The organism is Mycobacterium heidelbergense (genome assembly GCF_050205645.1).
Classification (GTDB): Bacteria; Actinomycetota; Actinomycetes; order Mycobacteriales; family Mycobacteriaceae; genus Mycobacterium; species Mycobacterium heidelbergense_A.
In genome coordinates this window covers 39,747-58,581 of record NZ_JBNMQT010000017.1, presented here as the reverse complement: position 1 = coordinate 58,581, position 18,835 = coordinate 39,747, and the positions used below count along the sequence as shown (strand labels likewise).

Sequence of the window (18,835 nt, the reverse complement as noted above, 5' to 3'; positions counted from 1 at the left end):
CGTACGGCTAACTACGCTCCGGCGCCAGACGCTGCAGGGCCAGCCCGCCTTCGAACGGCCGGTAGCCGAACGCGGCCGGCGCGCGATAGCCAGTGTCCTCAAGCGGCGTGTGTACCTCGGCGACCGACGGACCGATCTTGGCGGCAAGCGGTGCCAGCGCCTCGAGATCAAACCGGTACAAACGAGCCGCGTTGCCACTCAGGATCATCCGGCAATCGTCTTCGGACCTGTCGTGCAACGCCCAGCGGATGGCCAGCTTGGACTGGGGCGCGAAGCCTTCCTCGTGCGGATAGTCGCTGCCCCACATGATGTGGTCAGCGCCCATGAAGTCGATCATCGCGGAATCAAACGGTGCCAGTTCGCTGGCCAGATAGCAGTTGCGCTTGGCGTATTCGCTCGGGGTCATGGTCAGTGCGTCGACCGACGACCCGCCAAACATTCCGTAGGTGCGGTTGTGAGCCTCGGATTTCATGGTGGGCACCATGGCGTCGAGCATCGCCAATTGCGGAGGAACCCACAGCGTGCCCTGCTCGGTCGGTACGAACCGCAGGGTGGGATACCGCTCGAACACCCCAGCCAGGATCAGGTGGCCGAGCGTGCGTTGGGCCCACAGCGCCATCTCGGTGATCAGGACCGCGTTAGACGCTGGCTGGTCCATCGGCATCTCGGGGCTACCGGCCCCCGCATGCTGCACCACAGTCATGTCCAGCTCCGTGCAGAGTGCCCAGAGCGGCTCGTAGCGGGTGTGGAAGAGCGGGGCCACCTGAGGATCGCCGGGGGAAACTGGCGGGATAAGCACGCCGCCGAAGCAGTCCTGCTCGGCTCCCCAGCGGATCTCTTCCAATGCCAGCTCGACATCGTTGGGGAAGACCTGAATCAACCCGCGGCGGCGGTCCGGGGCCAGCGAACAGAAGTCGATCTGCCAGCGGTTGTGGGCCTGCACTCCGGCCCACCGCTTCTCGAGCTCGTCACGGGTCCGGGGCAGGCTGATGGTGATGTTGGGAGTGGTCGGAAAGAACGGCGGGACCGTGTTCGGCAACAACACCTCGGCGGCCACGCCGTCGGCGTCCATCTCGGCGGTCCGGAGATCGTGATCCCAGTTTCGATCTGCAGTCGCGATGATCAGGTCGTCGAAGGGGCTGACGTATGCCTTGGCCCAGGCATCAAACTCGTCGTGCAAGTTGGCCGGCAGATACTGCCTGTAGTCATGGAGATCCGCCCCGGCGTGGGTGTCCGTCGAGATGACGACATAGCGATCGATCGTGTCCCAGCTTGCAGCCATCTGTCCTCCGTCGTTGCAAATGTACTCGCTAGGTTCCGAGCCGGGCCAACAGCTGGCGATAGCTCATCTCAGTGAGCGGGACACTTCGGGTCGGCTAGTCAGCCGCGCGCTTGGCCTCGACCTGCTTCTCGACCTCACGCCAATAGCCAGGCGTAGGGCGGGGTCTCCCGAAACCACCCTTGGCGGCCTTCTCGATGATGGCGTCGGCCTCGTCGATGTCCTTCATCAGCTCCAGAGCGAACTCACGCTCTGCCGCATAGTATTTCGCCGCCCAACGCAAGGCGATCACCGAATACGCCCAGGCGGGTTCGGCCTCAGCCCCCTCGGCATCCTCGATCGCTTTGCGATGCCGGGATTCCGCGTACGCCACGTGCTCCTGCAACAACTCCTTGAGTCGAGCCGGGTTACTGAGATGCCCGAACGTCACCCGCAGCAGCACGCTGTGCTTGAGCACCGGCGGGTCCACGGGTGCATCGTTCGTCCACTCGGTGACGGCTTCCATCCCGGCCGCGGTGATCTTGTAGAGCCGGCGACTGCGGGTACCCTCGTCGCGTTCGACGCGGGATGTCACCAATCCCAGGCCCTCGAGCTTCTTCAGCTCTGTGTAGATCTGGCTGTACGACGGGCTCCAGTAATAGAGGTCGACGCTCCAATCGATCCACTTTTTGAGGTCATAGCCAGAGACTTCCTCCTCGTAGGACATCATGCCCAGGAGCGCCCAACTGGTAGCGGCGAGCGCCGCCTTCGTCGGGTTCTCGCTGGCAGGGTCCGTCTCGGAGTCCACGCCGCCAGGTTAACAACACAGAACAGAACTTTGCGTAACACTGACCGCTGGCCGGGACACCGACGACGAATCGCAGCTTCACCCAAGGTGATCGGTATGGTTCGCTGGCACCATGACCGAATCCGGCCCCACGCGCGTTGCGGTCTACCTCGACTTCGACAACATCGTGATCTCGCGGTACGACCAGGTGCACGGGCGCAACTCATTCCAGCGCGACAAGGCCAAGGGGCTGGACAAGGAGCGTCTCGAGTTGGCGGCCGTCGACATCGGCGCGGTGATCGACTTCGCGTCGTCGTTCGGCACGCTCGTGCTCACGCGCGCTTACGCGGACTGGTCCGCCGACGTCAACGCCGCCTACCACGGCCAGCTCGTGGGCCGCGCGGTCGATCTGGTGCAACTGTTCCCGGCTGCCGCCTACGGCAAGAACGGCGCCGACATCCGGCTGGCCGTCGACGCGGTCGAAGACATGTTCCGGCTGCCCGACCTGACCCACGTGGTCATCGTCGGGGGCGACTCGGACTACATCGCCCTCGCCCAGCGCTGCAAACGCCTCGGCCGCTACGTCGTCGGCATCGGCGTGGCGGGCGCCAGCAGCCGCTCGCTGGCCGCCGCATGCGACGAGTTCGTCACCTACGACGCGCTCCCCGGCATACCCACCGTCGTCGCGTCGGCCCCGAAGAACGGCAGGCGCGGCCGAAAGACCAACGCGTCCGAGCCGGACGACGAACCGGCGCCCGCCGACCCGCAAGCCGCCGCCACCGGACTACTCGAGCGCGCGCTGCGCATCGGCCAAGAAAAGGACGACGCCGACTGGCTCCATAACTCGGCGGTCAAGGCCCAGATGAAACGGATGGACCCGTCGTTCAGCGAGAAGTCCTTGGGGTTCAAGTCATTCAGCGACTTTCTCCGTTCGCGCAGCGATCTCGTCGACCTGGACGAGAGCAGCACGACGCGCATGGTGCGGCTGCACAGCGACACCGCCTCGTGATCCACAACATCGCGGTGGCGGGGCGGAGAATCGCGGTAGCCGGGATCGTCGCGGCCGGCGGCTGTGCGGGAATGCCCAGTGCCGCCGCCGATGACCCGATCTGTTTGGCCAACGTGTGCTCCTTCTATTCCCCGTCGCACAACATCAGCTGCGAGATCGACTACCAACGCGGCGCCGGCATGCCCGACGAGGCCTATTGCCAGACCATGTCGCCGCACAGGTCCGTGCACATGGATCCCACCGGCGCGTTCACGGTCTGCACGGGTGAAACCTGTTTGGGCAACCCAGGATTGGGCCAGGCAACGCTCCCCTACGGCCAAACCGCCGGCATCGGCCCGTTCAGCTGCCGGTCGGAGGTCAGCGGGATCACGTGCACGGTCGCCTCGGGCCGCGGCTTCACGATCTCCAGCTCGGGAATCACACCCGCGGGCTGACTCACCTGATGTGCAGCCCGCGCTTGCGGACCCACAGCACGGCCAACACGGTTCCCGCCACCCAGACCGTCAGGGCGATGCCGAGATGCACGAAGCTTTTCGTATCGCGCCCGAACACCGGCCCGATTGCGGCGGGGACCTGTGTCCACAACACTTTGTGTTCGATTCCGCCCATCGGGTCGGCGACGTAGTACAACGCATAGGGCAGCGTCAGGGCGAGAATCCAGGCGCCGGTACGCCGCCAGTCACGGCGATCCTGCCACCGCTGCAGCAGCGGCTCGGCACCCACCGGGAACAGCACGGAGATCAGGTTGCCGACGCCGAGCCAGGTCACGATCGGAACGGCGACGTTGGGAATCGTTTGGGCCAAGTGCGCCGGCGTTTGCTTCCACAATGTCAACGCCATCGCCATCGCCAAGGTCGGCAGGCCCACGATCACAATCAGGGCCAGGTTCTTGATCAAGAGCACCCGCCAAAATGACACCCCGTCCGACAAGCCCTTTGCGACGCGGTGGTGGTCGGCGCCGAGCAGGTTGGTCGTGGTGACGTCGGCAAGGACGAACGACGCGAAGTAGGTGCTGATCAGGACTACCCAGTCGAAGTGATGGTGATGGTAAAAACCGGCGTGATGGTAGTGGGAGTGGGTCGGGTGGTGGGTGGGCGCGGTCAGGCGTTGCACCACCAACCACGCCACGGCGAGCAACAGGTTGGCCAGCACCCCCGACAGCCAGATGCGCGGCGGGGTGAACGCCCAGCGAACTTCGGACCGCAATGCCGCCCACGGACCCTTCTCGAAGTCTTCCGCAGCCCTTTCGGCGGCCACGCGGTGACCAGGCGATGCATTCATCGCGGCGCGCAGCGCGCCGCGCACGGGTTGGCGTTTCGGCCTACTCACCTCGGACATCCGCTCCACCGTAGCGTCCGCGCCAAGCCGCCTCGGCGCGCTCAGGCGGGCGGCGCGGTGGCGACGATCGTGTCCTGCCCGGTCTGCCACGCACTCGTGAAGGTGGCGACGGGGATTTGCTCGTCGGCGTGATCGATGCCGGGGTCGCTCAGGTGAACGATCTCCTTGTTGGTGTCGATCGCGGTGATTTCAACGTAATGATCGGCCTTGGTGCGCTGGTCGGTGCTATTACCCGTTTGGTCGCCGATGATCGTGGAATTCACCCAGGCGATGACCTTGCGGCCGTCGCCGAGATAGTGCTGCAGCTGCTCCATACTGGTCTGGTCGCCATAGGTCATCGCCGATTTGATGCCGAAGTGGTCGAGCAGCACAACCAAATCCTCAACGGAGACACCGCCATTGGCGCCCTCATGGCTCGGATCGTTCGAGGCCGCATAGATCATCGTCCCCGGGTTAACGCTCGAAGGGGTGCTCTGCGCCAGCGTGATCATCTCTTGCTCGCTCGGCTGGTTACCGGTGCGCTCGCCGACGATGTACGACACCGCCATCAGTCCGCAGTTGTCTTCCTTTGACTGCGCGCGCCAGAACTTCACCGCCGCACCCGGGTCGCCGTAGACGCCGGGGCCGACGGTCGGCTGCGGCATTGACGGCGAGTTGCCGGGCGCTCCCTCGGCGGCCGGGGACGCCGCATTGCTGGTTGCAAGGGACGATGCGGCGCTGGTGGACAACGACGTCGAGGACGTGCCCGAGCCGCACGCTGCCATAGCCGGGGCGGTTGCGATGGCAAGGCAAACGACGACCGCGGCGCCGCGTGTCGCGATGAGGGTCCGAGCATCCGTTTTGCTGATGGGCATAGTGAACCACCGATTTGGCGGCCGCGCACGCTGCTAGAACGTGTTACAGTTTGCCGACTTCGCGTAAGGAGGCTCGCATGGATTTCACCCCCGCTGGCCACGGTCCTCCTGACCACCGAAACGCCCTGTGGCCCAAGTGAATTGACTGCGATGCCGAGCCGCAAACGCGTCGTCGTGGCGGGCTTGGGAGACGTGGGTCTGCTGACCGCGATCCGCCTGGCCGGCCACGCCGACGTCGTCGGAATCTCGGTCAAACCAGCGTTGGTGAGCGGCCAGGAACTCGGCGTACGCCTCGCCCGGCCCCACGACTGGGCCCGCGACTACTGGATTCCGTTCGACAGGTTCCGCCGGCTGGACGGCGTAAGGACCGTTCACGCGACGCTGACGGGCGTGGACCTGGCCGCCCGAACGGTTCACGCGCGGCGCGACGATGGCACCACCATCACGGAGGCATACGACGCGCTGGTCATCTCGACCGGGGTCACCAACGGCTTCTGGCGGCAGCCGACACTGGAGTCGGCCGCCGAGATCGGCGCCGGCCTGCGCGCCGCACACGACCGGCTGGCGGCGGCCAACTCGGTGATCATCCTGGGCGGCGGCGCGGCCGCGGTCAGCAGCGCCGCCAACATGGCAACCACGTGGCCCGCCAAGCGGATTGACCTCTATTTCCCTGGAGAGCGCGCGTTGGCCGCGTACCACCCGGGGATTTGGCAGCGCATCCGAGGCAGGCTGACCGACCTCGGTGTAGGCGTGCACCCCGGGCACCGCGCCGTGATCCCGGACGGCTTCGCGGGCAACGAGATCACCGGCGAACCGGTCAGCTGGAGCACAGGACAACCCCCGGCTCGCGCCGATGCGGTGCTGTGGGCGATAGGCCGGGTGCGACCCAATACCGACTGGCTGCCGGCGAAACTGCTCGACGAACACGGGTTCGTGCGAGTGGCACCCGACCTGCGCGTGCCCGGTCATCGCGGTGTCTTCGCGGTCGGCGACGTCGCGGCCACCGACCCGCTGCGCAGCTCGGCCCGCAATCGTGGGGATGCCCTGGTGGCCCACAACATCCGCGCCGAGTTCGCCGGTCGAAAGCTGCGCACCTTCCGCACGCCCGGGCGGCGGTGGGGATCGCTGTTCGGTATCCAGCCCAACGGGCTGGAGGTGTTCTTCCCCACCGGCAATGCATTCCGCTTCCCGTCGTGGTCGGTCGACCGGGTGGTGATGCCGTGGATCGTTCGCTGGGTCATGTATCGCGGGGTGCGCGAAAACAAGCACGCGATTCCATTGCGGTCCGAACGGGAACACTAAAGCGCGTGGCCGAGCCGGGGACGCAAGCATTCGAGAAATTGGTTGCGCTGCTGAACTATCCGATGTTCGTCGTCACCACGCAGGCCAGCGACATCGCGGCCGGATGTCTGGTGGGCTTCGCCAGTCAGGCCAGCATCCATCCGCCCCGATTTCTGGTCGGCCTGTCCACGCAGAACCACACGTTCCGCGTGGCCGCCGAAGCCACGCACCTGGCGGTGCACGTGTTCGACCGCGAGCACCTCGACGTCGTCGAACTGTTCGGCAGCCAAACCGGCGACAGGGTCAACAAGTTCGAGCGCTGTTCCTGGCATCACGGCCCCGCGCAGATGCCCATCATCGACGATGCGGCCGCCTGGTTCGTCGGCGAGATCCTCGATCGTTTTTCCCTGGGCGACCACGTCGGACACCTGCTGCAACCGGTGGACGGCAGCCCGCCGCACGAGCTCGAGCGTTGGGTGTCCTTCAGCGACGTTCAGCACTTGCCGCCGGGCCACGAGGCCTAATAACCGCGGCGCACCGTGCGATCGAGAATGCCCAGCGTTGCCCGAAGCGCGCCCTCGGATAACACCGGGAAGATTCCGGCGTCGCGCCACTTCTGATCGATGTTCGACCAGTCGTAAAACGCGGTGACCACGGTGCCCGTCCCGTCGTCGGCCGGCTGGAGGCGGTAGCCGTAGACATGGCCGATGGGCGGCTTTATCTGGCCCAGCACGGTCCACGCGATTAGCTGATCCCGCTCGAACTCGGTGATGCTGACGGTGACGTCGTATTTGCCGAACTGCGGAAAATCGTTGAGCGCTTCGCGGTCCATGTGGACCACGAAGGTGTCGCCAGCGGCCGCTACCGGGTCGCCCTCGGCGTCCTGAAGCATCCCCGATGAGTCGATCGCGACGTGCCCCTGCGGATCACACAGCAGCGCGAAGATGTCGGGCGCCGGTGCCGGGATGATGCGTTGGATCTCGATGCGTTCGGTCATGATTCCTCGCAACCCCCGAAGGTGAGATCCAATTACTGTACGGCCATTCGTCCGGCGAACTCGACAAGATTTCTCCGCCAGGCCGATACCTGACGGCCGCGGCGATTTGCAATCGGGTGTGCGGCAATGGGTATACCGTTGGCGCTGGAAAAGTCACATTAACTGGCGATTAACGTAGCAAGAACGGGGCAAGACACGGCGGCGCAGGACCGCTTCGGACGCGACCTGCGGGAGGGTGTGTAGCGATGGACTTCGCGGCATTGCCACCTGAAATCAATTCCGGGCGGATGTATGCCGGTGCCGGGTCGGGCCCCATGCTGGCCGCCGCCGCTGCTTGGGACACGCTGGCCGCCGAACTACGCTCCGCGGCCGGTTCGTATCAATCGGTGATGGCCGGATTGATCGCCGGCCCGTGGCTGGGCCCCTCCGCCGCCTCGATGGCGGCCGCCGCTGCCACCAGCGCGGCCTGGATTGACGCGACCGCCGCGCAGGCCGAGCAAACCTCCGTCCAGGCCAAGATGGCGGCCGCCGCCTACGAGACCGCGTTTGCGGACACCGTGCCCCCGCCGGCCATCGCGGCCAACCGCAGTTTGCTCGCGATGTTGGTGGCCACGAACATATTCGGGCAGAACACTCCGGCCATCGCGACCACCGAGGCCGAGTATGCCGAGATGTGGGCCCAGGACGCCGCGGCGATGTACGCCTACGCGTTTTCGTCGGCGTCCGCGACCACGCTGTCGCCGTTCACCCAGCCGCCGCAGACCACTCGCCCGACTGGGCTGGCCGACCAGGCCGCGGCCGTCGGCCAGAGCACCGGCACCGCCGCCGGGAACGTGCAAAGCACCGTCTCTTCGCTGGCCGCGGTGCCCAACGCGCTGACCGGCCTCGCCGCCCCGGCCGCGGCCGATCCCCCGCTGTCGCTGTTTGACGTGATCAGCCTGCTGGGCAGCCTGAGCTCGATCTTTGTCGACCCGGAAATCGGCGCGGCGGGGCTTGCCGTCGGCACGGTGGCCCTGCCCTTCGATACTGTGAGTGCCCTGACCGGTACCCACACCGACGAGATCGTCAGTGGCTGGGCTGGCATCCAGGCCTGGCCGGGGAACGCACCCGTCCCCCCGACACCGTTCCCGGTGATCACCAACCTCGCCGGCGGGACGACGGCGTCGGCGGCCCTCGGTGGGGCGAACAAGATCGGCGCGCTGTCGGTGCCCGCTGGCTGGACGGCCGAGACCACCCCGGCCGTACGGCCCGCCGCGCTGGGGTTGCCGACGAGCAGCGCCGGCGCCGCGCCCGACGCCGCGCTGACCATTGGCACCGGAAGCCCGCTGGGCGACATGGCCGTCGGAGCAACGGCCAGCCGAGCCCTCAGCGGCGCCCTCGGCGCGGGCCGGCGGGAACGCGCCAAAACACCTGCCAGTGGCACGGAGTCGCTCGAACGCGGCGGCGTCGTGAAGGGAATCGCCGCCGAGCTGCGGGAGCTGGCCGAGCTTCGCGACTCGGGAGTGCTGACCGAAGAGGAATTCCTCGAGCTAAAACGACGCCTGCTGGGCCGCTGACCGGCCGGACGCGCTCGACAGGCGACGAACCGCCGACCTTCCTATGATGAGGGGGTCCGGGGTGAAGCTTTCATCGAATCGCATGCGCGACATCACCTTCAGTCCACGTCGCCGAAATTCTCGCGGGCGTTCTACAGGAGGGCCATCGGCGTGAGCAGCGCTAACGACGACAAGGATTTCCGCAATCTGGCCGTGAATCGACTGCGGCCCAGCGAACTTCACTGGGCGCTCAATCATGACTCGGTGCACGGGATCGCGTATGCGTTCAAGCACCCCGTCGCCGTGGCGGAAGCCACTGACGATCCGGACGACGACAGAAAGACCTACCTGGTCCGGGTCCGCCGCGATGACCTGGCCAACGCGCTGGGAAAAATCAACGACTGGATCACCCAAAATCCTGGCCCGGCTGGGATGCACGCCTACGGATTTGTCCGCGCCCTGTCGCGGGAGGGCCTCAGCGAACGCAGAACCGGCGGCGAAGACCACCTCTAATACGGCGCGCTGAATTCTCCGCATTCACCGTGCCCCGCGGTTGCCCAAACCATTAGCCTTATGCCTGGCACGCCACCGCGGGTGAGGAGTCGGCGATGAGTGACACGACCGCGGATTCGCGGGAGGGTTCGGAGTTCGGGCCGTATCGGCTGCGGCGGCTCGTCGGTCGTGGCGGCATGGGCGACGTCTACGAGGCCGAGGACACGGTGCGGGAGCGGATCGTGGCGCTGAAGCTGATGTCACCGACCCTGTCCAGCGATCCGGTGTTCCGCTCCCGGATGCAGCGCGAGGCCCGGACCGCGGGCCGGCTGCAGGAGCCCCACGTCGTGCCGATCCACGACTTCGGCGAGATCGACGGGCAGCTCTACGTGGACATGCGGCTGATCGACGGCATGGACGTGGCGACCATGTTGAGTCGATACGGGCCGCTGTCCCCGCCGCGGGCGGTGGCGATTGTGCGCCAAATCGGCTCGGCGCTCGACGCCGCGCATGCCGCTGGAGTGCTGCATCGGGACGTGAAGCCGGAGAACATTCTGGTGAGCGCGGATGACTTCGCCTACCTCGTCGATTTCGGGATCGCCAGCGCCACCTCCGACGAGAAGCTGACGCAGTTCGGCACCACGGTGGGCACCTTCAAATACATGGCCCCCGAGCGGTTCACCGACTCCGACGTGACCTACCGGGCCGACATCTACGCATTGACGTGTGTGCTGTATGAGTGCCTGACCGGGTCGCCGCCGTATCGGGGCGACCAGATCAGCGTGATGGGTGCCCACCTGAACCAGGCGATCCCGCGGCCGAGTGCGGCGCGGCCGAGCATTCCGGTCGCCTTCGACAGCGTGATCGCCTGCGGCATGGCCAAAGATCCCGCGGACCGCTATGCCACCTGCGGTGATCTGTCGGCGGCCGCGTACGCGGCGCTGGCCACACCCGATCAGGATCGCGCCACCGACATCCTGCAGCGAAGCCAACTGGCCGGCCGGCCGGCGGCGTTCACCGGCCAACCCCCCGGTGGTGTCGCGCCGTCGCCGCCCGCTGTCGCCCACGCACCGCCAACGCCACCCACACCGGTCCCGGGCTGGGGATCGGCCACGGGCTCACCGGTCGGTCCCGGCGGACCGGTGCCACAGCCGACGGGATGGGGCGGCGCTCCCGCCTGGGCGCCAGGCGATTTGGGCGCGGGTACCCCGCCATGGGGCCAACCGCCCCAGCGCAGCTACAAAGCCTGGCTCTGGGTCGGCGTCGCCGCCATCGTCGCGGCGGCGGTCGTCGGCGTCGTCCTCGTTGTCGCCCTTCCGTCGCGGAAGGCGTCCCCGCCCGCGCCGACGTCCCCGCCGCAGCCGGCCGACGCCGTCGAGTTGCGAGTGCTCGATGACGGCGTGTTTATCGGCAGCTCGGCGGCATCGACGACGATCGACATCTTCAACGAGCCCATCTGTCCGCCATGCGGCAGCTTCATCCGGTCGAACGCGGGCGATATCGACAGCGCGGTTAACAACAAGAAGCTCGCGGTGCGCTATCACCTGCTCAACTTCCTCGACGACAGGTCGCACAGTAAGGACTACTCGACCCGGGCGGTGGCGGCGACGTATTGCGTTGCCGCGCAAAACGATCCGAAGCTCTACAGCGCCTTCTACACGGGGCTTTTCGCGAGCAACTTCCAGCCAGCGGAGAACGCCGCGCAGGATCGCACCGACGGCGAACTGGCCCAGCTGGCCAAAACCGTCGGCGTCGACCCGAGCGTGCTCAACTGCATCAAGTCGGGCGAAGACGTCGCCACCGCCAAAGCGAAGGCCGGAGCCGGAGACACGACATTGGCCGGGTTCAACGCCACGGGCACGCCGTTCGTGTGGGACGGCACCAAGGCGATCAACTATCAGGACGCGACCTGGCTCACCAAGCTCATCGGGTAATCCCGCGAGTCGCTGCAACGTTTTGGCCTGTTCTGCGCCGATGATCCCTCCATGGCGCGCACCAACGGGGCGACGGTCGCGGCGGCCGCGTGCCTCGTCGTCGCCCTGGTGTGTGGGGCGGTCTCCGCGTCGTGGGTCGCATCGGCCGGCGCGGTCCATGCCGAAACCGGCGTGTCCGTCCCGGACGCCAACCACGAGCTGGGGATGTACGGCGACCCCGGTGCGGCCGCGCGCTATTGGCGCAAGCAACACTCCTCGGACTGCGCGGAGATGGCGGTGGCCGACGCGGTCGGCCAAATCACCGGCCGCGAACCCACCGAGCAGCAGATCACGGCGGTGGCCGAAACCGCCCCCAGCACAGCGGCTCCCGGACCCATCTGGAGACCCTCCGGCAACACCGATATCCGAGACCTGCCGGCGCTGTTCTGGCACTACTGGATCAGGGCCGAGAACATCCAGACCACTACCAACGCGCTGGAGCAGGATCTGGCCGACAGGCGCAAGATCGTCGTGATCCTCAATGCCGAAACCATCTGGAACCGAGCGGGCAGGCACGACCGGGCCAACCACTTTGTCGTGGTAACCGGCATCGACACCAAGGCCGGTGTGGTGCACCTCAACGACAGCGGGATCGACACCGGCCGCGACGAACGGGTACCGATCGCGACGTTCGAGCGCGCCTGGGCCCCCAACCACAATTCGGCCGTCGTCACGAAGGACCGCTGAGGCACTTCCGCGGATCAGGCCAGCCTCTAGGCTGACAGGGTGTCGGTTGCTCAACGCGAACGTGCCGCCCTCGTCGAAACCATGCGCAGCGTCGGGCCCGACGCGCCCACCCTGTGCGAAGGCTGGACCACCCGGGACCTGGCGGCCCATCTGGTGATCCGCGAATACCGCCTCGACGCCGCGCCCGGCATCGTCATCCCGCTCTTCGCCGCCCGCACCGACAAGGTGCAAAAGGACGTGATCCAACGCAGCGACTGGGAGGAGCTGCTGGACAAGGTCGCATCCGGCCCGCCCGTCTACTCGCCGCTCAAACTGCTCGATCCGGTCGCCAACGTCGCGGAGATGTTCATCCACCACGAGGACGTCCGGCGCGCGCAGCCGGGTTGGGAGCCGCGGGCGCTCGAGCCGTCGCTCGCCGCCAAACTGCGTCGCACCCTGCCGCTGATGGCACGCCTGACGCTGGCGAAGGTCCCCGGCCGGGTCGCATTGCGCACCCCGGAGGGCAAGACGGTGCTGACCGCGGGGCGTGGCCCGGCCGTCACCGTCACCGGCGCACCAGAGGAGCTGTTGCTGTTCGCCGTCGGACGCCAGGCCCGAGTCGACTTCGCGGGCGATCCGCCCGCGGTCCAAGCGGTTCGCGACGCGCCCAAGGGGCTGTAACCCGCGATGCCCAGAGAACCGCGACTTGCCCGACGCCTTTACGACCGATTCGAGCCCGTGCACGCGGTGACGTACTTCGCGCCGGAGGCGCGGGCGGCTCTGGACGGGCTGGGTTATCGCGGCTTCTGGATGGGCTACTTCGCCGCCCGGTCGGCGCCACTCGGCATCGTGCCGACAGAGGTAGTGACCGCGATCTTCTACAACTTCGCGCCCGAGCGGGTCGCGAAAGCCCTGCCGACGGCATGGCAGATCGCGGGTCCGGAAGCCGCGCTGCACGCCCGGCAGGAATCCGCGGTTGCGGCGCTGAGTCGCTACGGCATCACCGCAGACGAAAACGTCCGCGTCGCAGCCGAATTGGCGGGAAAGGCGGCCCGGCAGGCCCCTGTCGACGGCCGGCCGCTGTTCGCCGCGAACCTCGCGCTGCCGTGGCCCGAGGATCCGCTGGCCGCGCTGTGGCACGCGACGACGCTATTGCGCGAGCAGCGCGGCGATGGCCACGTGGCGGTGCTGGCCGCCGCGGGTGTCTCCGGTCGGGAATCCAACGTATTGCACGCCGCGGCGGGCAAAGTCCCCCGTGACTACATCGCCCGCACCCGCGACTACGACGAGGCCGCGTGGCGTCACCACGAGCAACGGCTCGCCGAGCGAGGCCTGCTCGACGGCGATGGATCGCTGACCGCGGCGGGCCGGCAGTTGAAGGACCACATCGAATCGAGCACCGACGCGCTCGCGCTGTCGGCGCTGGATGCGCTGGGCGACGACGAGGTGGAGACCCTGTTTCGGGCGCTCACCCCGATCGCCCGGGCGGCGATCGCCGGCGGCGATGTCCCCGCCGTCACCCCGATGAATCTGCACCGCGACGAATTGCACGACGGCAGCGCACATTTGACCTAGGGCGAAGCTGCCGGCGCGGATTCGACGGTCGCAACCTTGTTGAGACCGCTGATGGTGAGGACACGAACCAGCAGGGGATGCACGATGACGTGCAGGCCATCGACTTTGTCGGCTTGATCGAATAGCGCGTTGATCGCCCTGCTGTCGAGGTACTTGATGGTGCTGAGATCGACGGTGATCGGCTTGCGATTCCCTGCGCTGGCGGTGTCGAGCGCCCGGATGAACTGGTCGATGTTGCTGAGATCGATCTCGCCCGTCGCAATCACCCGCGGCGTCCCATCGGGGCCACGCTCGATGTTCAGGGTGAGCGGGGGGGCCATCAGGTGATCCTCGCATGCACGTCAACCGGGGTGCGGCGGTGGAGTGAATAGTGGGCGGGCACACCCGCGATCCCGACGAGGTACCTTTCGACGATGCAGGTCGATGTGATGGCCGTTCCGCAGCCGTTGGGGCAGATCGCCGACGTTGCCCGACGCACGCAGGCCTCGGGATTCTCCGGTCTTCTTTTCACCGAAACGGGGCGTACCGCCTACCTCAACGCCGCGGTTGCGTCGCAGGCCGCGCCGGGTCTCGAACTCTCGACCGGGGTTGCGGTCGCCTTTCCGCGCAGCCCGTTCGTCACCGCGGCAACCGCGTGGGAACTCCAGGAGGCGACCGACGGCAAGTTCCGGCTGGGCCTCGGCACGCAGGTCCGCAGACACGTGGTGCGCCGCTACGGGATGCCCTTCGATCGCCCCGGCCCGCGCCTGCGCGACTACGTGCTCGCCGTCAAAGCGTGCTTCACCGCCTTCCGATCGGCGACACTGGACCACCACGGGGACTTCTACGAGCTGGACTTCATCACTCCGCAGTGGAGCCCGGGACCCATCGACGCGCCCGATCCCAAAGTCGACATCGCCGCGGTGAACCCGTGGATGCTGCGCATGGCGGGCGAGGTGGCCGACGGTGTGCACATTCATCCGCTCGGCGAGCCCGGATATCTCGCGCGCCATGCAACGCCGAACATCGCTGCGGGGGCGGCCAATTCGGGGCGCACACCATCGGACATCGCGGTCATCGTGCCGGTCATCACGATCGTCGGCGACACCGAAGAGGCACGCCACACCGAACGCGAGCTCGTGCGAGCCAGCCTCAGCTTTTACGCAAGCACACCCAACTACGCGTTCATCATGGACGAGGCCGGATTCGAGGGGACGACCGCGCGGATCCGCGAGAAGCAGAAGGCCGGCGACTTCAAAGGCATGGCAGCGCAGATCAGCGACGACCATATTGCCACCTTCGCCACCGAGTCGACGTGGGACGGCCTGGCCGACGCGCTGGTCGACAAGTACAAAGGAATCGCCACCCGCATCGTCCTGTACAACGCCCTGGCCGATCCCGAGCGCTTCGAGCGATACGGCGAGGTCGCGCGACGCATATCGACCGTGTTCTGACGGCTTCGAACCCCCTGTCTGTGATCTTCGCCAATCCCGGGACGGCGTAGCCGGCGGACTATTACCCTGGCGACAGTCAGGAGGGGAAAAATGGACGGATTGTTTAGCTATGGCGTGGGGGTTGGCCCGGCAATTGTGCTGCTGGCCCTAGTGGCAACGGCATTTTTCCACAACGTTCAGAAGAAGCAGCGCCCCCGCCATTACGACGAGCAAGACGCTAACCGTCGTTGATGAGGTCGGCGAGGAAACCGGGTAACCGGCCAGCGCCAAAGTCATAGAACCGCGCCCATAGCGGCTCGATCGAGATGCGCACCATCTGCTTGTAGGTCGATCGCACGTTGCGTTCGAACTCGGCAAGATCAGGCTCGTCCATTGACGTCCTCGCCGCCGCGAGGTACTCGTCGGTCACGCCGTCGACGGTTTCGAGCGTTGCGAGCCCACGCACCAAGAGCGCCTTCGCCTCTTCTGGAGTCGAGCCGGTGTCGATCGTCAACGCGACTTGCGGGCGCGATGAAAGCGCGCGGACTTTCGGGGAGGTCGGTGCCGTGGAGACGACGATGCGTTCGCCGGTCCAGTAGAAACCGACGGGGATGACTCGCGGGAAGCCGTCGTGTCCGTTGTAGGCGAGCCGGGCCATGGAACCGGCGAGCAGCTTCCGGGCCTCGGGGTGGCCAAGCTCGCGAGCCAACTCACTCATGGTCTTCCTCCCAACCCCACTCGTCATCGTCGAGGACATCCACGGTGAGATCGTTGTCGGCGGCGCCCTTGGTCCCGTAGGCGAAGGTGAGCAGCGTGCGCTCGTCGTCAAGAGATGCGACCGCTATGACGGTGGCGTGCCCGATCTTCATGCGGATCCTGTCTCCGGGCTGCAATTCGTCAACACGCTTAAGGGGCACGCCTTACCCATCAACGCCGGTGAAACTGGCCTCGGTCGTCAGCGATGAAAACCTCCCTGACCTGTGTCGGGCTGACAGGATTTGAACCTGCGACCACTTGACCCCCAGTCAAGTGCGCTACCAAACTGCGCCACAGCCCGGTTACCGCCTAGATCATCGGCAGCAGGTCGAAAGCCTACCGCACGCCCGGCCGTCCCTAGGTGCGCGCCGCCGCGATCTGAGCATCGACCTTGCGGACCCAGGCCCGCAGGGTCCGGGCGAGTTCTTCCTCGCGGCGATAGAACCGCTGGGCCGGAACCGGCACGCTGATCGCCACCATCTGCTCGGGGACCCGGGTTAGCACCGCGCCCACCGCGCAGATGCCCTCGGTCTGCTCCTCACGGTCATAGGCAATGCCCTCGGCTCGGATGCGCTCGAGCTCCTTGCGCAGGGCGGCCGCAGTGGTGATCGTGTTGTCGGTGAGTCGCGCCATTCGACTCGGCACGGCCCGCGCCTGCTCGTCGGCCGACAAGTTGGCGAGCAGCGCTTTGCCGTTGGCGCAACAGTGCAGTGGAAACGATTCGCCGACCGCACTAATCGCCCGAAGCCGATGGGGCGAGACGACCTGATCGACAAACGTCGCGCGGTCTCCGTCGAGAATCGAGAGGTCCACGGTCTCCTCCAGTTCCCGCGATAGCTCCTCCATGAACGGGTGCACATCCATCACTACGCCGAGGCGCACGGTGGCCGCCATGCGCGCGATCTCGGGGCCCAGCCGATACCGGCCGCGGGCCACGCGCGAGGCCACCAGGCCTTCGTCGTCCAGGGCATTGAGGATTCGGCTCACCGTGGAACGCGCCATCCCCAGCCGCTCGCCGATCTCGGCCTGGCTGAGCCCGCCGGGGTGAGCCTGCAGCAACCGCAGCATCTCGGCCGCCCGCGCGATGACCTGAATACCGCTGCCGCGGGCCTCTTCTGAGATGACGCTCATCACGCCACCCGACCCGTCTCGAGGCGGTAGGTTCCGGTGGGATCGACGATCGCCACCAGCCGCACGATGCAGCCGTCCCCGCCGACCCAGCGCCACGGGAACGCGGCAAATGTCACCCGTTTGCCGGTGACCTTGTCCAGGTCGCCGCCGACGTTCTCGAAACCGTAAATGCCCTTGGACAGAATCGCCCGATGACACGGCTCCCATTCCGGGAAGTCGTCGAGTACTCTGCGGCCGGTCTCCTCTTCGTATTCACGTACGGCCCAAGGCAATAGGCCGCCCGCATGTTCGGCAGGCCCGTGCGGGCCGATCGACGTGGCCATCGGATGGTCTAGTGCCTGGGTGTCGGTGCCGACGGCTTTCACACCCTTGGCCGCGAACCACTCACCTGCGTCTTTGTAGAAACCCGGCGAGTAGGCGTAGTACTCGGCGCTGTCGGCGTACTTGTGATGCCATCCGGTGTTGACGATGACGATGTCGCCGGGCCGGATCTGCGGCGTGGCGTTCTCCAGATCCTCGGCGGTGACGACCTCCCACTTCTTCTTCGGGATCGAGACGACGACTCCGGTGCCGAAGAACGCACTCAGCGGGATCTCGTCCAAGAACTGCGTTCCCTCGATGACGTGTGCGGGCGCGTCGATGTGCGTGCCGGAATGCATTACGGTAGTGACCTTTTGGGTGAGAACGCGACTTCTGGCCATGTTGTGCAGGCGCTCGATCTTGACGTCTTCGAAGTACGGCCACGCCGGCACGCCAAGACCCCATGGATGGGACAGGTCGTAGAACTCGAGTGTGGACTCGGCATCGCCGAGCGGCCAGTTCATATTCATCATCTCCCTTTCAGTCAGCACGCCGTGTAGCCTCCGTCCAGATACATCACCTGGCCGGTGAAGAAGCTCGACGCGTCGCTGAGCAGATAGATCAGTGCGCCGACGAAGTCTTCCGGTTCGGCAAAGCGGCGCAACGGGATCCGTGCGAACATCGCCTCCCGGGTGGTGCGCCCCTTCTCGTCGCCGGCATACATCCACTCGGTCAGCTCGGACCGGAAAACCGTTGGGGCGAGCGCATTTACCCGAATCCCTTCGGCGCCCCACTCGGCCGCCAAGGACTTGGCAAGCAGGTCGGTGGCGGCCTTGGACGGGCAGTAGGCGCTATAGCCGGCGGGGTGGCCAAGCGAGCCACGAACCGACGAGACGAGGACGATGCTGCCCCCGCCGCCCTGCTGCAGCAGCACCCGCCCGGCAGCTTGGCAGATCAGCCAGGCGCCCCGCGCGTTCGCGTCCATCACCCTGTCGAAGTCCTCGACGGCCATCTCGGTGATGGGCTGGACGTGGTTCATGCCGGAGGCGACGAGGACCCCGTCGAGGCGGCCGTGCCGGGCGACGGCGGCCTCGACCATGGCCTTCGCGTCGGCAGGCGTGTCCGGTCGGCGGGTGACCGCCGCGGCGTCGTCGAGGCCTGGCTGCGCAACCAGCTCGGACAGGCGGGCAGCGTTACCGCCCGCCAGGGTCAGCCGGGCACCCGCGTCGGCCAGGGCCTGCGCCGCGACACTGCCGAGCGCCCCGGTCGCGCCGGTGATCAGTATCGACTTGTCCTGCAGGCTGAACAGCTTCATCGCTGTCTCCGTAATTCTCACGATGCGGGTATATCAACCCGAGATACAAGAGACGTTAGGGAGCGCCAGGATACAAAGTCAACGATTTATCCTGTGATGTAGCTTGCACCACCCGCATCGTGGGATTCGTGCCGGGCAGGAGTAAAGGGTGTGCAT

At 66.6% G+C, this 18,835-nt stretch carries 22 protein-coding genes and 1 tRNA gene; 11 read left to right on the top strand and 12 right to left on the bottom strand.

Annotated elements, in window-relative coordinates; genetic code table 11:
* Positions 1–7 precede the first annotated feature (7 nt).
* Positions 8–1,282, bottom strand: coding sequence for an amidohydrolase family protein (locus tag ACQI5H_RS18890; RefSeq protein WP_427080848.1), 1,275 nt, complete (start codon positions 1,280–1,282; stop codon positions 8–10).
* A 94-nt stretch (positions 1,283–1,376) separates the two neighbouring features.
* Positions 1,377–2,066, bottom strand: coding sequence for a PadR family transcriptional regulator (locus tag ACQI5H_RS18885; protein ID WP_427080847.1), 690 nt, complete (start codon positions 2,064–2,066; stop codon positions 1,377–1,379).
* Positions 2,067–2,178: 112 nt separating this feature from the next.
* Between ACQI5H_RS18885 and ACQI5H_RS18880 the strand changes: the two genes are divergently transcribed.
* Together ACQI5H_RS18880 and ACQI5H_RS18875 are read left to right on the top strand one after the other, a co-directional pair.
* Positions 2,179–3,054: an NYN domain-containing protein gene (locus ACQI5H_RS18880; RefSeq protein ID WP_427080846.1), complete on the top strand. Its 876-nt coding sequence runs from the start codon at positions 2,179–2,181 to the stop codon at positions 3,052–3,054.
* Entirely contained in the window at positions 3,051–3,488 is a 438-nt protein-coding gene (locus ACQI5H_RS18875; protein ID WP_427080845.1) for a hypothetical protein, read from the top strand. The genes ACQI5H_RS18880 and ACQI5H_RS18875 overlap by 4 nt, the downstream gene beginning before the upstream one ends.
* 1 nt (position 3,489) lies before the next feature.
* Here ACQI5H_RS18875 and ACQI5H_RS18870 read toward each other — a convergent pair whose 3' ends face one another.
* Together ACQI5H_RS18870 and ACQI5H_RS18865 are read right to left on the bottom strand one after the other, a co-directional pair.
* Positions 3,490–4,335, bottom strand: a complete 846-nt coding sequence (locus ACQI5H_RS18870) for a hypothetical protein (RefSeq protein ID WP_427080904.1) — start codon at positions 4,333–4,335, stop codon at positions 3,490–3,492.
* 98 nt (positions 4,336–4,433) lie between these two features.
* A complete protein-coding gene (locus ACQI5H_RS18865) occupies positions 4,434–5,120 on the bottom strand; it encodes a C39 family peptidase (protein ID WP_427080844.1) in 687 nt (228 codons plus the stop codon).
* A 276-nt stretch (positions 5,121–5,396) separates the two neighbouring features.
* On the opposite strand from ACQI5H_RS18865, the gene ACQI5H_RS18860 reads away from it, so the two are divergent.
* Both ACQI5H_RS18860 and ACQI5H_RS18855 read left to right on the top strand, forming a co-directional pair.
* Entirely contained in the window at positions 5,397–6,548 is a 1,152-nt protein-coding gene (locus tag ACQI5H_RS18860) for an FAD-dependent oxidoreductase (protein ID WP_427080843.1), read from the top strand.
* 5 nt (positions 6,549–6,553) lie between these two features.
* Entirely contained in the window at positions 6,554–7,051 is a 498-nt protein-coding gene (locus tag ACQI5H_RS18855) for a flavin reductase family protein (protein WP_427080842.1), read from the top strand.
* On the opposite strand, the gene ACQI5H_RS18850 is transcribed toward ACQI5H_RS18855, so the two are convergent.
* Positions 7,048–7,524: a polyketide cyclase gene (locus ACQI5H_RS18850; RefSeq protein WP_427080841.1), complete on the bottom strand. Its 477-nt coding sequence runs from the start codon at positions 7,522–7,524 to the stop codon at positions 7,048–7,050. The genes ACQI5H_RS18855 and ACQI5H_RS18850 overlap by 4 nt on opposite strands.
* Before the next feature lie 245 nt (positions 7,525–7,769).
* Between ACQI5H_RS18850 and ACQI5H_RS18845 the strand changes: the two genes are divergently transcribed.
* The 6 genes from ACQI5H_RS18845 (at position 7,770) to ACQI5H_RS18820 (ending at position 13,765) form a co-directional block, all read left to right on the top strand.
* On the top strand, positions 7,770–9,080 hold the full coding sequence (locus ACQI5H_RS18845; protein ID WP_427080840.1) for a PPE family protein, SVP subgroup: 1,311 nt from the start codon (positions 7,770–7,772) through the stop codon (positions 9,078–9,080).
* Positions 9,081–9,230: 150 nt separating this feature from the next.
* Positions 9,231–9,572: a hypothetical protein gene (locus ACQI5H_RS18840; protein WP_427080839.1), complete on the top strand. Its 342-nt coding sequence runs from the start codon at positions 9,231–9,233 to the stop codon at positions 9,570–9,572.
* Between the two features lie 95 nt (positions 9,573–9,667).
* Positions 9,668–11,485 (top strand): protein kinase domain-containing protein, encoded by a 1,818-nt coding sequence (locus ACQI5H_RS18835; RefSeq protein ID WP_427080838.1) that lies wholly within the window; start codon positions 9,668–9,670, stop codon positions 11,483–11,485.
* A gap of 51 nt (positions 11,486–11,536) precedes the next feature.
* A complete protein-coding gene (locus tag ACQI5H_RS18830) occupies positions 11,537–12,211 on the top strand; it encodes a hypothetical protein (RefSeq protein WP_427080837.1) in 675 nt (224 codons plus the stop codon).
* A gap of 39 nt (positions 12,212–12,250) precedes the next feature.
* Positions 12,251–12,871, top strand: a complete 621-nt coding sequence (locus tag ACQI5H_RS18825) for a TIGR03085 family metal-binding protein (RefSeq protein ID WP_427080836.1) — start codon at positions 12,251–12,253, stop codon at positions 12,869–12,871.
* Between the two features lie 6 nt (positions 12,872–12,877).
* Positions 12,878–13,765 (top strand): SCO6745 family protein, encoded by an 888-nt coding sequence (locus ACQI5H_RS18820; RefSeq protein ID WP_427080835.1) that lies wholly within the window; start codon positions 12,878–12,880, stop codon positions 13,763–13,765.
* Here ACQI5H_RS18820 and ACQI5H_RS18815 read toward each other — a convergent pair.
* Complete coding sequence (locus tag ACQI5H_RS18815) at positions 13,762–14,085, bottom strand: STAS domain-containing protein (RefSeq protein WP_427080834.1); 324 nt, start codon at positions 14,083–14,085, stop codon at positions 13,762–13,764. The two genes, ACQI5H_RS18820 and ACQI5H_RS18815, sit on opposite strands and share 4 nt — an antisense overlap.
* Before the next feature lie 93 nt (positions 14,086–14,178).
* Between ACQI5H_RS18815 and ACQI5H_RS18810 the strand changes: the two genes are divergently transcribed.
* Complete coding sequence (locus ACQI5H_RS18810) at positions 14,179–15,198, top strand: TIGR03617 family F420-dependent LLM class oxidoreductase (RefSeq protein WP_427080833.1); 1,020 nt, start codon at positions 14,179–14,181, stop codon at positions 15,196–15,198.
* Between the two features lie 217 nt (positions 15,199–15,415).
* Here the strand turns inward: ACQI5H_RS18810 and ACQI5H_RS18805 are convergent, their stop codons facing one another.
* The 6 genes from ACQI5H_RS18805 to ACQI5H_RS18780 form a co-directional block, all read right to left on the bottom strand.
* Positions 15,416–15,895 (bottom strand): pyridoxamine 5'-phosphate oxidase family protein, encoded by a 480-nt coding sequence (locus tag ACQI5H_RS18805; protein ID WP_427080832.1) that lies wholly within the window; start codon positions 15,893–15,895, stop codon positions 15,416–15,418.
* The gene (locus tag ACQI5H_RS18800) at positions 15,888–16,046 is read right to left on the bottom strand and encodes a hypothetical protein (protein WP_427080831.1); all 159 of its coding nucleotides are present in this window, start codon (positions 16,044–16,046) and stop codon (positions 15,888–15,890) included. Before ACQI5H_RS18800 ends, ACQI5H_RS18805 begins: the two co-directional genes overlap by 8 nt.
* Before the next feature lie 114 nt (positions 16,047–16,160).
* Positions 16,161–16,234 (bottom strand) — tRNA-Pro (locus ACQI5H_RS18795).
* A gap of 56 nt (positions 16,235–16,290) precedes the next feature.
* Positions 16,291–17,064, bottom strand: coding sequence for an IclR family transcriptional regulator (locus ACQI5H_RS18790; protein ID WP_427080830.1), 774 nt, complete (start codon positions 17,062–17,064; stop codon positions 16,291–16,293).
* Positions 17,064–17,894 (bottom strand): cyclase family protein, encoded by an 831-nt coding sequence (locus ACQI5H_RS18785; protein ID WP_427080903.1) that lies wholly within the window; start codon positions 17,892–17,894, stop codon positions 17,064–17,066. Before ACQI5H_RS18785 ends, ACQI5H_RS18790 begins: the two co-directional genes overlap by 1 nt.
* A gap of 14 nt (positions 17,895–17,908) precedes the next feature.
* Positions 17,909–18,679 (bottom strand): SDR family NAD(P)-dependent oxidoreductase, encoded by a 771-nt coding sequence (locus tag ACQI5H_RS18780; protein WP_427080829.1) that lies wholly within the window; start codon positions 18,677–18,679, stop codon positions 17,909–17,911.
* Positions 18,680–18,835 lie beyond the last annotated feature (156 nt).

Excerpts from the sequence above, each read along its gene's own strand:
- ACQI5H_RS18860 (WP_427080843.1), top strand. The coding sequence starts at position 5,397 with ATGCCGAGCCGCAAACGCGTCGTCGTGGCGGGCTTGGGAGACGTGGGT.
- ACQI5H_RS18815 (WP_427080834.1), bottom strand. The coding sequence starts at position 14,085 with ATGGCCCCCCCGCTCACCCTGAACATCGAGCGTGGCCCCGATGGGACG.
- ACQI5H_RS18785 (WP_427080903.1), bottom strand. The coding sequence starts at position 17,894 with ATGAATATGAACTGGCCGCTCGGCGATGCCGAGTCCACACTCGAGTTC.
- ACQI5H_RS18850 (WP_427080841.1), bottom strand. The coding sequence starts at position 7,524 with ATGACCGAACGCATCGAGATCCAACGCATCATCCCGGCACCGGCGCCC.
- ACQI5H_RS18880 (WP_427080846.1), top strand. The coding sequence starts at position 2,179 with ATGACCGAATCCGGCCCCACGCGCGTTGCGGTCTACCTCGACTTCGAC.
- ACQI5H_RS18835 (WP_427080838.1), top strand. The coding sequence starts at position 9,668 with ATGAGTGACACGACCGCGGATTCGCGGGAGGGTTCGGAGTTCGGGCCG.
- ACQI5H_RS18780 (WP_427080829.1), bottom strand. The coding sequence starts at position 18,679 with ATGAAGCTGTTCAGCCTGCAGGACAAGTCGATACTGATCACCGGCGCG.
- ACQI5H_RS18820 (WP_427080835.1), top strand. The coding sequence starts at position 12,878 with ATGCCCAGAGAACCGCGACTTGCCCGACGCCTTTACGACCGATTCGAG.
- ACQI5H_RS18845 (WP_427080840.1), top strand. The coding sequence starts at position 7,770 with ATGGACTTCGCGGCATTGCCACCTGAAATCAATTCCGGGCGGATGTAT.
- ACQI5H_RS18790 (WP_427080830.1), bottom strand. The coding sequence starts at position 17,064 with ATGAGCGTCATCTCAGAAGAGGCCCGCGGCAGCGGTATTCAGGTCATC.
- ACQI5H_RS18870 (WP_427080904.1), bottom strand. The coding sequence starts at position 4,335 with ATGAATGCATCGCCTGGTCACCGCGTGGCCGCCGAAAGGGCTGCGGAA.
- ACQI5H_RS18830 (WP_427080837.1), top strand. The coding sequence starts at position 11,537 with ATGGCGCGCACCAACGGGGCGACGGTCGCGGCGGCCGCGTGCCTCGTC.
- ACQI5H_RS18800 (WP_427080831.1), bottom strand. The coding sequence starts at position 16,046 with ATGAAGATCGGGCACGCCACCGTCATAGCGGTCGCATCTCTTGACGAC.
- ACQI5H_RS18805 (WP_427080832.1), bottom strand. The coding sequence starts at position 15,895 with ATGAGTGAGTTGGCTCGCGAGCTTGGCCACCCCGAGGCCCGGAAGCTG.
- ACQI5H_RS18810 (WP_427080833.1), top strand. The coding sequence starts at position 14,179 with ATGCAGGTCGATGTGATGGCCGTTCCGCAGCCGTTGGGGCAGATCGCC.
- ACQI5H_RS18890 (WP_427080848.1), bottom strand. The coding sequence starts at position 1,282 with ATGGCTGCAAGCTGGGACACGATCGATCGCTATGTCGTCATCTCGACG.